The sequence below is a fragment of the Pseudomonas sp. HC1(2025) genome (assembly GCF_058742075.1).
The window spans coordinates 3,036,442-3,050,324 of sequence record NZ_CP196017.1 but is presented as its reverse complement, the minus strand read 5'-3'; the positions used below and the strand labels follow the sequence as shown (position 1 = coordinate 3,050,324).

Here is a 13,883-nt window from a genome sequence, read left to right as displayed (position 1 = left end):
CACGCATTGAATCGGGACCGGATACATGTCATTTCGCCTCATCACCAGCGCCGTCCTGGCACTGGTCGCCTGCCTAGCACAGGCCAACGGACCCGCCCCGGCGCTTTCCTATACTCGCGACATCCAACCGATCTTCACCGAGAAGTGCGTGGCCTGTCACGCCTGCTACGACTCCGCCTGCCAACTCAACCTGGGCAGTGGCGAAGGCGCGGCACGCGGCGCGAGCAAAGTGCCGGTGTACGACGGCGAGCGCAGTCAGGCTGCGCAGCCGACCCGGCTGTTTTATGACGCCTTTGGCAAGGCCGCCTGGCAGCGCCAGGGGTTTGCCTCGGTACTGGATGCCCAGGGCAGCCAGGCGGCGCTGATGGCGCGCATGCTGGAACTGGGCCATAACACCCCATTGGCGCCCAATGCCAAGCTGCCCGATGAGATTGTGCTGGGCCTCAACCGCCAAAACATGTGCCCGCTACCGGGGGAGTTCGACGCCTACGCCGGCGCGCACCCCAAGGAAGGCATGCCCCTGGCCGTCACCGGCCTGACCGACCAGCAATACCAGACCCTGCAACGCTGGCTGGCGTCCGGTGCGCCCATTGATGAGCAGGGCCTGGTGCCCAGCGCCCAGGAAGCCTTGCAGGTACAGCAATGGGAAAACCTGCTGAACCAGCCCGGCGCCCGGGAAAGCCTGGTGGCGCGTTGGTTATTCGAACACCTGTTCCTCGCCCATATCTATTTCGAGGGCGGTGAGCCGGGGCATTTTTTCCAGTGGGTACGCTCGCGTACGCCCAGCGGCCAGCCCATCGACCTGATCAACACCCGTCGCCCGAATGACGACCCCGGCACCCAGGTGTACTACCGCCTGTGGCCGGTGCAAGGGGTGATCGTGCACAAGACCCACATCACGTACCCGTTCAGTGCGGCGAAGATGGCGCGGATCAAGGCGCTGTTCTACAGCGGCGACTGGCAGGTAGTGGCGCTGCCCGGCTACGGCCCTGGCCGTCGGGCCAACCCGTTTGAAACGTTCGAGGCGATCCCGGCCAAGGCGCGCTACCAGTTCATGCTGGATAACGCCGAATACTTCGTGCGCACCTTCATTCGCGGGCCGGTGTGCCGTGGGCAGATTGCCACGGACGTGATCCGCGACAACTTCTGGACCCTGTTCCAGGACCCGGAACACGACCTGTACATCACCGATGCGCGTTATCGCGGCCAGGCCACGCCGTTGCTGGCGATGCCGGGGCAGAACGATGACGTGGGCAGTGTGTTGGGCCTATGGCTGGCCTATCGCGACAAACGCAATGAATATGAGGCCCTGCGTCGCGACAACTACGCCGACCTGCCGGCGCCAGGCTGGTCGAGCCTGTGGGAGGGCAATGACAACGCGTTGCTGAGCATCTTCCGCCATTTCGACAGCGCTTCTGTGACCAAAGGCCTGATTGGCGAAGTGCCACAGACGCTGTGGTTGTTCGATTATCCGTTGCTGGAACGCACCTATTACCAGTTGGCGGTCAATTTCGACGTGTTTGGCAACGTCTCGCACCAGGCCCAGACCCGCCTGTATTTCGACCTGATCCGTAATGGCGCCGAACAGAACTTCCTGCGTCTGATGCCGGCGGACTCGCGCGATGGGTACCTCGATGACTGGTACCAGAACAGCGGCAAGGTCAAGCTGTGGCTGGACTATGAGGCCATCGACAACGACAAGCCCACCGGCCTGAAACTGGACCCGCAGGACCCCAAGCGCGACTTTGCCAACCAGTTGCTTGCCCGTTATGGCGATTTGAATGCCAGCCCGGATCCGATCAACCGTTGCATCAGCGCCTATTGCTCGCGTCTTGGTATCGATCCGCAACTGCGCGATGCCGAACAAACCCTCAGCCGCCTGACCTCCAGGCCGGCGGCCGGGCTCAAGGTGATCGAACAATTGCCGGAAGCCACTATGCTGCGCATCCAGACCCGCAGCGGCAAACGCGAGGTCTACAGCCTGTTGCGCAACCGTGCCCACAGTAACGTGGCGTTTATGCTGGGCGAGGCTTATCGCTATCAGCCGGGCCTGGATACCCTGACGATCTACCCGGGCGTGCTCAGCAGCTACCCCAACTTCATTTTCAATGTGCCGGCCGAGGATGTGCCTGAGTTCGTCGAGGACATGGAGCTGGCCAGGGACGCCAAGCGTTTTGAACGGATTGTCGAGCGCTGGGGCATTCGCCGCAGCCACCCCCAGTTCTGGGAGTATTTCCACGATTTATCGCAGTACGTCCGTGAAACCACGCCGGTGGAAGAGGGTGTGCTGGATATGAATCGCTACGAGAACCTGTAAATGTGGATTTGCCTGACAAAAATACTAGGACTTTGTACCGTCGAGGCGATTGGCGTAAACTGCCAGCAAGCCTGTGAGGAGTTCCCATGACTGCCATAACCATTACCGACGCCGCCCACGATTACCTGGCTGACCTGCTGTCCAAGCAGAACACCCCGGGTATCGGCATCCGCGTCTTCATTACCCAGCCTGGCACCCAGTACGCAGAGACGTGCATTGCCTACTGCAAGCCGGGCGAAGAAAAGCCTGAAGACACCGCCCTGGGGCTCAAGAGCTTCACTGCGTACATCGACGCCTTCAGCGAAGCGTTCCTGGATGATGCGGTGGTCGACTACGCCACCGATCGCATGGGCGGCCAACTGACCATCAAAGCGCCCAACGCCAAGGTGCCGAACGTCAACGCTGACAGCCCGGTCAACGAGCGCATCAACTACTACCTGCAAACCGAGATCAACCCGGGCCTGGCGAGCCATGGCGGCCAGGTCAGCCTGATCGACGTGGTGGATGACGGCATCGCCGTGCTCAAGTTCGGTGGCGGCTGCCAGGGCTGCGGCCAGGCCGACGTGACCTTGCGTGAAGGCATCGAGCGTACGTTGCTGGAGCGGATTCCCGAGCTCAAGGGCGTACGTGACGTGACTGACCATACGCAGAAAGAAAACGCCTACTACTAAGGCGTTCGCTGCAAACAAAAAACGGCGCCCGTGAGCGCCGTTTTTTATTGATTTAAATTAATGAGTTACACGAGCTATCTAACAAAGAGAATCAACTGTAGGAGCGGGCTTGCCCGCGATGACGGTGTGCCAGGCGACTTATCTATCGACTGTTTCACCGCTACCGCAGGCAAGCCAGCTCCCACAGGTTGTCTTGCGTGGTGTCAGGGCCGGTAGAGGTGGGCATGGCCTGCGCGATACAGCGAGGATTCGCTAAAGCCGTCGCTGGCCAGCACCCGGCCCACCACAATCAGCGCGGTGCGCCGGAACCCCTTCGCCGCGACCTTTTCGACAATGTCCGCCAAGGTGCCAATGGCCCAGTCCTGATCCGGCCACGTTGCCCGGTGCACCACGGCAATCGGGCAATCCGCACCATAATGTGGCAGCAGTTCGGCGACGATTTTCTCCAGGTGATTGACCCCCAAGTGCACCGCCATGGTGGTGCCATGGCTGGCCAGGCTGTCGAAGGATTCCCCCGCAGGCATCGTGGTTTTGTCGGCATAGCGGGTCAGGATCACGCTTTGGGCGATATCCGGCAAAGTCAGCTCCGCCTCCAGCAGCGCGGCACACGCGGCCACCGCAGTCACCCCTGGAATGATCTGGAAGGCAATCCCCAACTGGCGCAAATGACGGATTTGCTCGCCAATCGCGCCATACAGGCTTGGATCGCCGGAGTGCACGCGCGCTACGTCCTGGCCTTTTTCATGGGCGTCCTTGATCAAGTCAATGATCTGCTCCAGGTGCAGTTCGGCACTATTGACCACCAACTGGGCCTGATGGCCTTCAAGCACCGCGGCAGGCACCAGGGAGCCGGCATAGATAATCACCGGGCAACTGCGGATCAGCCGCTGGCCTTTGACGGTAATCAGTTCCGGGTCGCCGGGGCCTGCGCCGATGAAGTAGACGGTCATGGGGACATTCCTGTGAAAAAGCGGGCAAGGCGGGCTGTAGATGAAGACCGCTCATGATCAAGGACGGGGATTATCGGGAATTCAGCCGGCGCACGCCAATGCAAAGGTGGCTTGCGGGCTTTTCTGGCGGTTGATCAACAGGCGGGCAGGGCGCTGGGCCAGCTGCGTGGCCAGGGCCAGGGCGGCGCTTTCAGCGATACCATGGCAGCCGGTATGGGCAAAGGCGACGGCAGAGCGGTGGCTCAGTTGCGCTTCATGGCTCGCCAGTTGCTGGGCACTGAAAAACTTCAGCGGCAACCCCAGGCTGGCGGCCAGGGCCAGTAAACCCGGCTCATCCTGCTTGCGGTCGATACTCGCCAGTGCGCTGATGTGCCGAGGGTCGATCCCTGCGCCAGCCAAGGCTTCATTGAACAGCGCCAATAACGCCTCGACGCTGCAACCACCCTGGCAACCCAGGCCGACCACCAGGGTCGGCCGGGTGTTGGCCGTTGTCATGCCGAGTACTGATCGTCGCGGTTACGCCGGAACAACCAGGCACTGATCAGGCCCAGGGCCAGCCAGAACGCAACGTTGGTCAGCTGCGAAGCGATCTTGAACTGTGCTTCCAGAGCTTCTGGGGCGAGCATCGAGTGCACTTCGGGCTGTGGCGCGCCAACCACATGGGGCACCGCCAGGATGGCCACGCCGAGGATCTTCAGCAGCCAGTTGCGACCAAACACAATCAGCGCAATGCCGGCGGCAGTGGAGGCTGCCGTGCCGATCCACCAGATCTGCCGTTGCGCCAGGTCCGCCGCAGCGGTGCCGGGCAGCTCCGGTGGCAGGCCGAGGGTCGGCGCCAACACAAAGGTGGCGTAGCCGGCCAGGCCCCAGAGCAGGCCCTGGGCGGTGCGAGTCGGGGCACGCAGGGTGTAGAGGCCGGCGAGCATCAGTGCAAAACCCACGGCGACCACCAGGTTGCCGCCAGTGGTGGAGAGCACGCGCTGCCAGCCATTTTCCGGCTCCCAGGCCTCGGCGTCGTGGCTGTGGGCCGTAGCGCCAGGGGCATGCTCATGTACCTCGGTCGCGGCAGGGGCGTTTTCGAAGGTTTCCGCCTGCAGGATCAACGGGGCCACCCAGAAGCTCTGCAGCAGGGTCAGCAACAGGGCGGCCAGCAGGCCGGTGAAACCTGCGGTTTGCGCAATTCGCTTGATCATGGCGGCAGGTCTCAGTGGCACGGGAAGGCGGCGCTGTGGCGCGTATCGTGGGCAGCGTTGTGCACGGCCTCGATGTGCGAGAACCCGGCGAAATACACCAGGCATGCACCGAGGATCGCCGCGCCGATGGCGGCGGTCAGGCGTTGGCTCAAGGTGGCGGAGCTGCTGGCGGTGTGTGAGGTGCTGCTGATGATCGACATGGCACGTCCCTTTCGAGTGGCAGGGTGACACGAGCGCATGAAAACCCCGCGAGCCGGGCACGCAGGGTTCTGAACAGCGCCCGCCCACCGCGGGTTTGTTATTTGATTTTTCGGGCCGGTCTCCGGGCTTGCGAGGGGGCTCTCCTGAGTCCTGAAAGCATCGCCTTCCCATGCCAAAAGCACAGTGGCTGTGACGCTTCGCTCGCTTACCGTTGCGGGGGCAGCACCGGATTGGTCATGCATGCATGATTGACCGGTTTCCCGTTTCACCCTGTAAAGGGCACCCGAAACAAGATGTGTAGGAGAGCATGGCCAGAGGGCGGGCGTCAAATAGACGAATTGACGCCTGCCTGATCAGCCAGGGCGACGCGGCGACGTGGAAACCCAATCTTCTGAGTAAAAAATACTGCCCAACCCAAATCTGTTGTCTGGTTTGCTTGGACGTGAGAGAGAGACAGGCTTTGTATCCAAATCCCAAAGCAGGTCAGGCCGCTTAAGAAGTTCTTGGGCAACTTTGGTTGCATTGTACGAAAAGTGGCGGGTGCTTCTTGTTTGGCGTGCGGCCTCTCGCAGTTCGTTAAAGTTTACATAATGATCTTTGGGACCTTTGGCAAATTCGCGAAAGTAAATTCTCGCTTGGTCCAGCAGGGCTGCATCGCTGAGACTTTTGAAGTCTCCAGCGATAAGAGCGACTTGGTCCCAGGTCACATTACCGGAGTGCGAACCAAAGAGTGACTTGACTAGTTCTGGGCGGTTGATGACCTGCTTTGCAAGCTCTACTTGCTCTTGTGTGGCATCTCGTCCGTCGTGTAGTTTGCCTCTCGCCATACTTTTAAGCTCATCCAAGCGAAAGCTGTTGGATGTTTTAGCGCCTGGGACTTCCAAATCTATGAAATGGGCCAGTAGTTTTTCGGCCAGCATCGAGTGGGTGTAGCTCTCAAAATACGGAATGTCCGATGAGATGTTTTGTGTCGGTGCTAAGGTGGGAGAAGCGTCTTTGGGGAGTGTAGTGCGAGGTGCGTTAAGCATAGGCGCACTGGGTTGAATGCTTGCTGAAGAATTCATCGTGTTTGTATCCCCATTGAATAGGTGGGCTTGGGGTTGGATTGTTTGGAAAGCTGCCTTGAGAGTGAGTGATGTTTTTCAAGGCTGCTGTTCCTCGTGCTAACTGCGAAATGGATTTCATTAAATTACAGCACCTCTTTAACTCGTGTGGGCTGGATAGCCAGGCTGGATTCAAGGCGGGCTTTTACATAAGGTGCTTTTACGGTCTGCACTACGTACAGGTCTTTGTAGTGCTGGCTAGTAACGCTCCTGAAAAGGCGATTAGGGGGCAGGTATGAGCAAACGTATAGTCAAAATTGTCCATGTCATAACGTTGAGCTGGTCTCCTGCCAGGTCAGGGTCTATCAGAAATACTATCGGCTGATGTCTACGACAAAGTACGGTGGGAAACATCATTGTTCAGTGTCTGCAAAGATGGGAGGTTATTGGTTTTAGGCGTTATAGCGAGTGATATTGGTTGAATTGCGTTTTCTGTTGGATTGATTGTCATCGTTCCAGCTAACGTGGATGCATATTCAGTGTATTCAGTGGGTTGGTGAGAGGTGCGATAGTTATGTAGTGTTCGCGGCGTGACGGTTTCACTTTGGGTCCCCAGAGGTGAGGTGCACCCTTGAGTCACTAGATGCGTTTAGCTGCGCGACGTTGACCAGCTGCCGGGCACTGCGTAGCCTTGCACGTTCGAGGTTCTTCGGCTGCGGCCGAAGCTAAGAAGGGAACGCGGTCCAAGCCGCGGCTGCCCCCGCAACTGTAAAGGGTTTATCTGACTGCCACGCCACTGCCTGTACCAGGCGGGAAGGCGCAGCCAGCGCCAGCCGCAAGGCCAGCAAGCCCCAAGCCAGGAGACCTGCCTCGCAACCGATTTTCCATTTCAACCGGGCGGGGTGATCCGGTGACGAATCCAGCACCTGCGCCGCCGCAGGGCCAGTCGTCCCGTATGCCCGCCCCAAAGGGCATCCGATGAAAACACTGGCCAAACTCCCCGTCACTATCGTCACCGGCTTTCTCGGCTCGGGCAAAACCACCTTGCTGCGCCACATGCTGGACAACGCCCAGGGCCGGCGCATTGCGGTGATCGTCAACGAATTCGGCGAACTGGGCATCGACGGCGAGATCCTCAAGCAGTGCTCCATCGGTTGCACCGAAGAAGAAGCCAACGGCCGTGTCTACGAACTGGCCAACGGCTGCCTGTGCTGCACCGTGCAGGAAGAGTTCTTCCCGGTGATGCGTGAACTGGTGGCGCGCCGTGGCGACCTCGACCATATCCTCATCGAAACCTCCGGCCTGGCCCTGCCCAAGCCGTTGGTCCAGGCCTTCCAGTGGCCGGAAATCCGCAGTGCCTGCACGGTTGACGCGGTGATCACTGTGGTCGACAGCCCGGCCGTGGCCGCCGGCACCTTCGCCGCATTCCCCGACCAGGTCGACGCCATGCGCAAACTCGACCCGAACCTGGACCACGAATCGCCACTGCACGAGCTGTTTGCCGACCAACTGGCCAGCGCCGACCTGGTGATCCTCAATAAAACCGACCTGATCAGCCCCGAAGACCTGGCCCGTGTACGCCTGGAAGTCGCCGAAGAACTGCCGCCAGCGGTGAAAATCGTCGAGGCCAGCAGCGGCCGCCTGCCCCTGGACGTGTTAATTGGCCTGGGCGCCGGCTCCGAGGAGCATATCGACGGGCGCCATAGCCATCACGATCATCACCACGAAGGTGAAGACGATCACGATCACGATCACGATGCGTTCGATTCCATCTCCATCGACTTGCCCCAGGCTGATGAAGCGCTGCTGCTCGACGCCCTGAGCCAATTGGTGGTGCAGCACGGCATCCTGCGGGTCAAAGGCTTCGCCGCGATCCCCAACAAGCCGATGCGCCTGTTGATCCAGGGCGTGGGTACGCGCTTTGACAAGCACTTCGACCGCGCCTGGGGGGCTGACGAAGCACGCATCACGCGTCTGGTGCTGATCGGCCAGGATCTGGACGCAGCAGGCCTGGAAGCGCAATTGCGCGCTGCCCTCAGCGTTTAACCCATGCATCTGCTCAGGACCCAGCCCGGTGGCTTCGTCTCCGATGACAACATCGCCGACCTTGGACAGACCCCCGCCGAGCTGGTGATCCTGTGCAGCGGTGATTCCAGCCTGGCGCTGTTGGCCGAAGCCGCCCAGCAACTGCCCGACGACTACCCGAGCCTGCGCCTGGCCAACCCGATGCAGGTGCAGAATCACGCGTCGGTGGACCTGTATGTGGACGAGGTGTTGCGCCACGCCAAGGTCATCCTGATATCCCTGCATGGCGGCATCGGCTACTGGCGCTACGGTATCCAGCGCCTGGTGGAGTTGGCCGGGCAGGGCGTGCAGTTGATCCTGGTGCCAGGGGATGACCGTCCCGACCCCGAACTCAGCGGCCTGAGCACCGTGGATGCGCAGGCGCGTGACCGCCTGTGGCATTTTCTGCGCCAGGGCGGGCTGGCGAATGCGCTGGATTTCTATCGCTGCCTGGCCAGTAGCTACCTGGGCCGCGATTACCCCTGGGCCGAACCGCAAACCCTGCCGCGCACGGCGATTTATCACCCCCGCATCGCCAATGCGCGCCTCAGTGACTGGCAGGCGGACTGGAGCACCGATTGGCCGGTGGCAGCGGTGCTGTTCTACCGCTCGCACTTGCAGGCGGCCAATACCGCTTTTATCGACGTGTTCTGCCAGCGCTTGCAGGCGGCGGGCCTGAATCCGCTGCCAATGGCGGTGGCCAGTTTGAAGGAGCCCGGCTGCCTGACGGTGGTCGAGGATCTGCTGGATGAGGTGCAGGCGGCGGTGATACTGAACACCACCGGCTTTGCCCAATCCAGCCCGGAAACGCCCCATTTGCGGCCGTTTCGCCGCAATATCCCGGTGATCCAGGCCATCTGCGCCCAGGACAACCAACCCGGTTGGGAAGCCAGCGAACAAGGCCTTGGCCCGCGCGACCTGGCGATGCACATTGCCTTGCCGGAACTGGACGGGCGCATCATCAGCCGCCCGATCAGCTTCAAGGACCTGGCCTGGCGCAGCGAGCGCAGCCAGTCGGACGTGGTGTGCTACCGCGCAGCCCCCGAACGCATGGACTTTGTGGCCGAACTGGCGCGGCGCTGGGTCGAACTGGCCCGGGTGCCGAATGCAGAGAAACGCATCGCCCTGATCCTTGCCAACTACCCGACGCGCGACGGGCGCATCGGTAACGGCGTGGGCCTGGATACGCCGGCTGCGGCTTTGAATATCCTGCTTGCCCTGCAAACCAAGGGTTATCCGCTGCCGCTCACGTTGCCGGACAGCGGCACCGCCTTGATCCACGAGCTGCTCGGCGGTGTGACCAACGACCTCGACAGCCTCGACCTGCGCCCCTGCCATCAAAGCCTGGGGCTGGACGATTACCAGGCGATGTTCAATCGCTTGCCCGAGGCCAACCGCCAGGCTGTGCTGGAACGCTGGGGCACGCCCCATAACGATCCGATGTGCCGCGACGGGCGTATGATGATCGCCGGCCTGCGCCTGGGCCTGACCTTTGTCGGCATCCAGCCGGCGCGGGGTTACCAGGTGGATGCCAGCGCGGTGTACCACGACCCGGACCTGGTGCCGCCCCACGCTTACCTGGCGTTTTATTTCTGGCTGCGCCACACCTACGGCGCCCACGGCGTGATCCACGTGGGCAAGCATGGCAACCTGGAATGGCTGCCGGGCAAAGGCGTCGGGCTGTCGGAGAACTGCTGGCCGGATGCGTTGCTGGGGCCGCTGCCCAATATCTACCCGTTTATCGTCAACGACCCGGGCGAGGGCGCCCAGGCCAAGCGCCGCACCCAGGCGGTGATCATCGATCACTTGATGCCGCCGCTGACCCGCGCCGAGACTTACGGCCCGCTGCGTAACCTGGAACTGTTGGCGGATGAGTATTACGAAGCGCAGTTGCTCGACCCGCGCCGCGCCCTGGAACTGCAAAAGGACATCCTCAAGCTGGTGCGCGAAACCCGCATCGATCAGGAGCTTGCGCTGGATAACGAGGCCGACGCAGCCGTGTGGCTGCCGCGCCTGGACACCTACCTGTGTGACCTGAAGGAATCGCAGATCCGCGACGGCCTGCATATCTTTGGCGAATCGCCCGAGGGGCGCCTGCGTATCGATACCTTGTTGGCCCTGCTGCGCATCCCGCGTGGCGACGGGCGCGGCCCGCAATCAAGCCTGCTGCGCGTGTTGGCCAAGGCCTTCGAGCTGGGCTTTGACCCGCTCGATTGCGCCCTGGCCGAACCCTGGACCGGGCGCCGCCCCGACGTGTTGCAGAAGATCGACGGGCAGTTGTGGCGCACCGCCGGCGATACTCGCGAGCGTCTGGAGCTGTACGCGGCGCGGTTGATCGAACAGGCACTGGAAGGGCCCCTCGAACAGCTTGAGGAGCCCGGCTGGGAAGATGTGAAATCCGTGGTCGAAAGCCTGCGCATCGTCGTCGCACCGCGCCTTGATGCCTGTGGCCCGGCGGAAATGCGCGGCTTGCTGGATGCCTTGGACGGTCGTTTCGTACCGGCGGGGCCTAGCGGCGCACCGAGCCGTGGGCGCCTCGATGTGCTGCCGACCGGGCGTAACTTTTTCACCGTCGATGTGCGTAACCTGCCCACCACCACTGCCTGGCGTATCGGCTTCCAGTCCGCCAACCTGATGCTTGAGCGGCACCTGCAGGACCATGGTGACCATCTGCGCCAGCTCGGGCTTTCGGTGTGGGGCACCGCGACCATGCGCACCGGCGGTGACGACATCGCCCAGGCCATGGCGTTGATGGGCGTGCGACCGGTATGGGCCACGGGCAGCCAGCGTGTCGATGACTTTGAAATCCTGCCCATCAGCTTGCTTGACCGCCCGCGAGTTGACGTTACGTTGCGGGTGTCCGGGTTCTTCCGCGATGCCTTCGCCAACCTGATCCGCTTGTTCGATGCTGCGGTGCAGGCGGTCGCGGCGCTGGATGAACCGGACGACCTAAACCCCCTGGCGGCTAAGGTGCGCAGCGAGCGCGAGGCGCTGCGCAAGTCTGGCCTGGATGAAGAGGCTGCGGCCAGGCAGGCCGGCTGGCGCATTTTCGGGGCCAAGCCCGGTGCCTATGGCGCGGGCGTGCAGGGCGCGATTGACGCTCGCCTGTGGCAAAGCCGCGCAGACCTGGCCGAGGTCTACCTCAATTGGGGTGGCTACGCCTATGGTGGCTCTGATGAAGGCACTGCGGCCCGTGAACAGTTCGCCCAGCGCCTGAGCCAGGTGCAGGCCGTGTTGCAGAACCAGGACAACCGCGAGCACGACTTGCTCGACTCCAATGACTACTACCAATTCCAGGGCGGCATGCTCGCGGCCGTGGAAACCCTCAGTGGCAGCAAGGCTGCCAGCTATCATGGCGATCACAGCCAGCCGGACCTGCCGAAGATCCGCACGCTGAAGGAAGAGCTGAACCGGGTGATCCGCTCCCGCGCGGCCAATCCCAAGTGGATCGAAGGGGTCAAGCGCCACGGCTACAAAGGCGCGTTCGAGATGGCGGCAACGGTAGACAATCTGTTTGCCTTTGACGCCACTACTGCGCTGATCGACGATCACCAATATGCACTGCTGGCCGATGCCTACCTGCTCGACCCCGACACCCGGGCGTTTGTGCAACAGCACAACCCCGACGCCTTGCGCGACATGACCGAGCGCATGCTGGAAGCCCAGCAGCGTGGCATGTGGCAGGAGCCGGGGGCCTACCGCGAGGCATTGGAAAACCTGTTGCTGGACATAGAAGAAGACAGTTGATGACTGACATCCCCCATTTCCCACTGTCGGCAGTGGTCGGCGCCGACGACCTGAAGCTTGCCCTGTGCCTGACCGCCATCGACCCGAAGATCGGTGGCGTGCTGATCGAAGGCCCGCGCGGCATGGCCAAGTCCACCCTGGCCCGTGGCTTGGCGGACCTGTTGGCCAGCGGGCAGTTCGTCACCTTGCCGTTGGGCGCCACCGAAGAGCGTTTGGTCGGCACCCTGGACCTGGATGCGGCGCTGAGCGAAGGCCGTGCGCAGTTTTCCCCGGGCGTGCTGGCCAAGGCTGACGGCGGCGTGTTGTACGTGGATGAAGTCAACCTGCTGCCCGATCACCTGGTGGACTTGTTGCTCGACGTCGCCGCCAGTGGCACCAACCTGATCGAGCGCGATGGCATCTCCCACCGGCACTCGGCGCGTTTTGTGCTGATCGGCACGATGAACCCGGAAGAGGGCGAGTTGCGTCCGCAGTTGCTGGATCGGTTTGGTTTCAACGTGGCATTGAGCGGGCAGACTTTGCCGGCCGAGCGCGGGCAGATCATTCGCCGGCGCCTGGATTTCGATAGCGACCCCGGCGCGTTCTGCGCGCAGTGGGCTGACCAGCAAGCGGCGCTGCGCGCGCGTTGCACCCAGGCCCGTGCACGCCTGGAAAGCATCGCCCTGGATGACCAGGCCCTGGCACAGATTACCGAGCGCTGCTTTGCCGCTGGTGTCGACGGCCTGCGTGCCGATCTGGTGTGGTTGCGCGGCGCGCGGGCCCATGCGGCGTGGCGTGGGGTTGCGGCCATCGCTGAAGAAGATATAGAGGCCGTTGCCGAATTTGCCTTGCGCCATCGTCGCCAGGAGCAAGCACCGCCTGCAGGCAGGTCCGATCAGGGCCAGGCGCCCCAGCCTTCAGATAGCGCGTCGGGCCAGGGCCAATGGGGCGAAATGCCCGCACCCGCATTGCCCACGGGTGCTCGCCGAGAAGTGCCTAGCTGGCCAAAAAAGCCCTAGGCATCCGCCCCCGACCTGATACGGGGGCGGATGCCCGTCCCAAAGCAGGGCGACTGGACAGGGGCCGCCAGGGCAAGGCGCGCAGCGCGCAGCAGGGCTCGGTCAACTGGCCGGGCACCCTGCTGGGGGGGCGGCCGCAATCTCGTGAAGACCTGCGCTATCACCTGCGCAGCTGTTCGGCCCATGAGTTGTGGCTGGTGATCGTGGATGCGTCGGCCTCCACCCGGCGGCATCGTGCATTAACCGACGCCAAGGGCTTGCTGGCCCAGCTGTTTGACGATGCTTATCGACAGCGCGCACGTATGGCATTGCTGACGGCCAGCGGGCAGGCGCCGAAGTGGCAGGTACAGGGGTTGAAAGCAGCGAAAGGCTTGGCGGGCTGGCTGGATCAGTTGGGCGCGGGCGGTGGTACGCCGCTGCTGGCGGCGTTGACCGAGGCTGGGCATTGGCTGGCGGCGCGGCGCAAGCGGTATCCGGCTGAGCAGCAGCGTGTGTTAGTGATTACGGATGGGCGGCTGAAAGCGATTGCCGGATGGCCGCAATTGGATTGCCCAGGGCTGCTGATTGATATCGAACGTGGGCCGATTCGGTTGGGCAAGGCTCAGGAGCTGGCGGCCGGGTTGCAGGTGGAGTATCGACATATCGATAGCCTGTCGACGCTCAATCAGATTCCGGAAGCACCCTTCTTGTAAAGTCGAA

General features: G+C 62.3%; 11 protein-coding genes and 2 riboswitches. Of the genes, 6 read left to right on the top strand and 5 right to left on the bottom strand.

Annotation, left to right across the window (positions count from 1 at the left end; all coding sequences use genetic code 11):
- Nucleotides 1-25 precede the first annotated feature (25 nt).
- Both ACSSVH_RS13690 and nfuA read left to right on the top strand, forming a co-directional pair.
- On the top strand, nt 26-2,317 hold the full coding sequence (locus ACSSVH_RS13690; protein WP_492633320.1) for a fatty acid cis/trans isomerase: 2,292 nt from the start codon (nt 26-28) through the stop codon (nt 2,315-2,317).
- An 86-nt stretch (nt 2,318-2,403) separates the two neighbouring features.
- A complete protein-coding gene (gene nfuA / locus ACSSVH_RS13685) occupies nt 2,404-2,988 on the top strand; it encodes a Fe-S biogenesis protein NfuA (RefSeq protein WP_003190728.1) in 585 nt (194 codons plus the stop codon).
- Nucleotides 2,989-3,191: 203 nt separating this feature from the next.
- Here the strand turns inward: nfuA and cobM are convergent, their stop codons facing one another.
- The 5 genes from cobM to ACSSVH_RS13660 form a co-directional block, all read right to left on the bottom strand.
- Complete coding sequence (cobM, locus tag ACSSVH_RS13680) at nt 3,192-3,938, bottom strand: precorrin-4 C(11)-methyltransferase (RefSeq protein WP_169953283.1); 747 nt, start codon at nt 3,936-3,938, stop codon at nt 3,192-3,194.
- 81 nt (nt 3,939-4,019) lie between these two features.
- Complete coding sequence (locus tag ACSSVH_RS13675; RefSeq protein WP_492633319.1) at nt 4,020-4,433, bottom strand: cobalamin biosynthesis protein; 414 nt, start codon at nt 4,431-4,433, stop codon at nt 4,020-4,022.
- The gene (locus ACSSVH_RS13670; RefSeq protein WP_432754194.1) at nt 4,430-5,131 is read right to left on the bottom strand and encodes a CbtA family protein; all 702 of its coding nucleotides are present in this window, start codon (nt 5,129-5,131) and stop codon (nt 4,430-4,432) included. The genes ACSSVH_RS13675 and ACSSVH_RS13670 overlap by 4 nt, the downstream gene beginning before the upstream one ends.
- 11 nt (nt 5,132-5,142) lie before the next feature.
- Entirely contained in the window at nt 5,143-5,331 is a 189-nt protein-coding gene (locus ACSSVH_RS13665; protein ID WP_131696627.1) for a CbtB domain-containing protein, read from the bottom strand.
- Between the two features lie 96 nt (nt 5,332-5,427).
- Nucleotides 5,428-5,634: riboswitch (cobalamin riboswitch) on the bottom strand.
- A gap of 51 nt (nt 5,635-5,685) precedes the next feature.
- Entirely contained in the window at nt 5,686-6,396 is a 711-nt protein-coding gene (locus ACSSVH_RS13660; RefSeq protein ID WP_492633318.1) for a hypothetical protein, read from the bottom strand.
- Between the two features lie 664 nt (nt 6,397-7,060).
- A riboswitch (cobalamin riboswitch) is annotated at nt 7,061-7,262 on the top strand.
- Between the two features lie 91 nt (nt 7,263-7,353).
- On the opposite strand from ACSSVH_RS13660, the gene cobW reads away from it, so the two are divergent.
- From cobW to ACSSVH_RS13640, 4 genes are read left to right on the top strand one after another with little or no spacing between them, the layout of a single operon-like run.
- On the top strand, nt 7,354-8,421 hold the full coding sequence (gene cobW, locus ACSSVH_RS13655; RefSeq protein WP_170057263.1) for a cobalamin biosynthesis protein CobW: 1,068 nt from the start codon (nt 7,354-7,356) through the stop codon (nt 8,419-8,421).
- Nucleotides 8,422-8,424: 3 nt separating this feature from the next.
- Nucleotides 8,425-12,186 carry a cobaltochelatase subunit CobN gene (gene cobN / locus ACSSVH_RS13650; protein WP_492633317.1) on the top strand — a complete coding sequence of 1,254 codons (3,762 nt, stop codon included), beginning with the start codon at nt 8,425-8,427 and terminating at the stop codon, nt 12,184-12,186.
- The gene (locus ACSSVH_RS13645; RefSeq protein ID WP_169953296.1) at nt 12,186-13,184 is read left to right on the top strand and encodes a magnesium chelatase ATPase subunit I; all 999 of its coding nucleotides are present in this window, start codon (nt 12,186-12,188) and stop codon (nt 13,182-13,184) included. Before cobN ends, ACSSVH_RS13645 begins: the two co-directional genes overlap by 1 nt.
- A 53-nt stretch (nt 13,185-13,237) precedes the next feature.
- Nucleotides 13,238-13,876 (top strand): VWA domain-containing protein, encoded by a 639-nt coding sequence (locus ACSSVH_RS13640; protein WP_169953324.1) that lies wholly within the window; start codon nt 13,238-13,240, stop codon nt 13,874-13,876.
- Nucleotides 13,877-13,883: the final 7 nt, after the last annotated feature.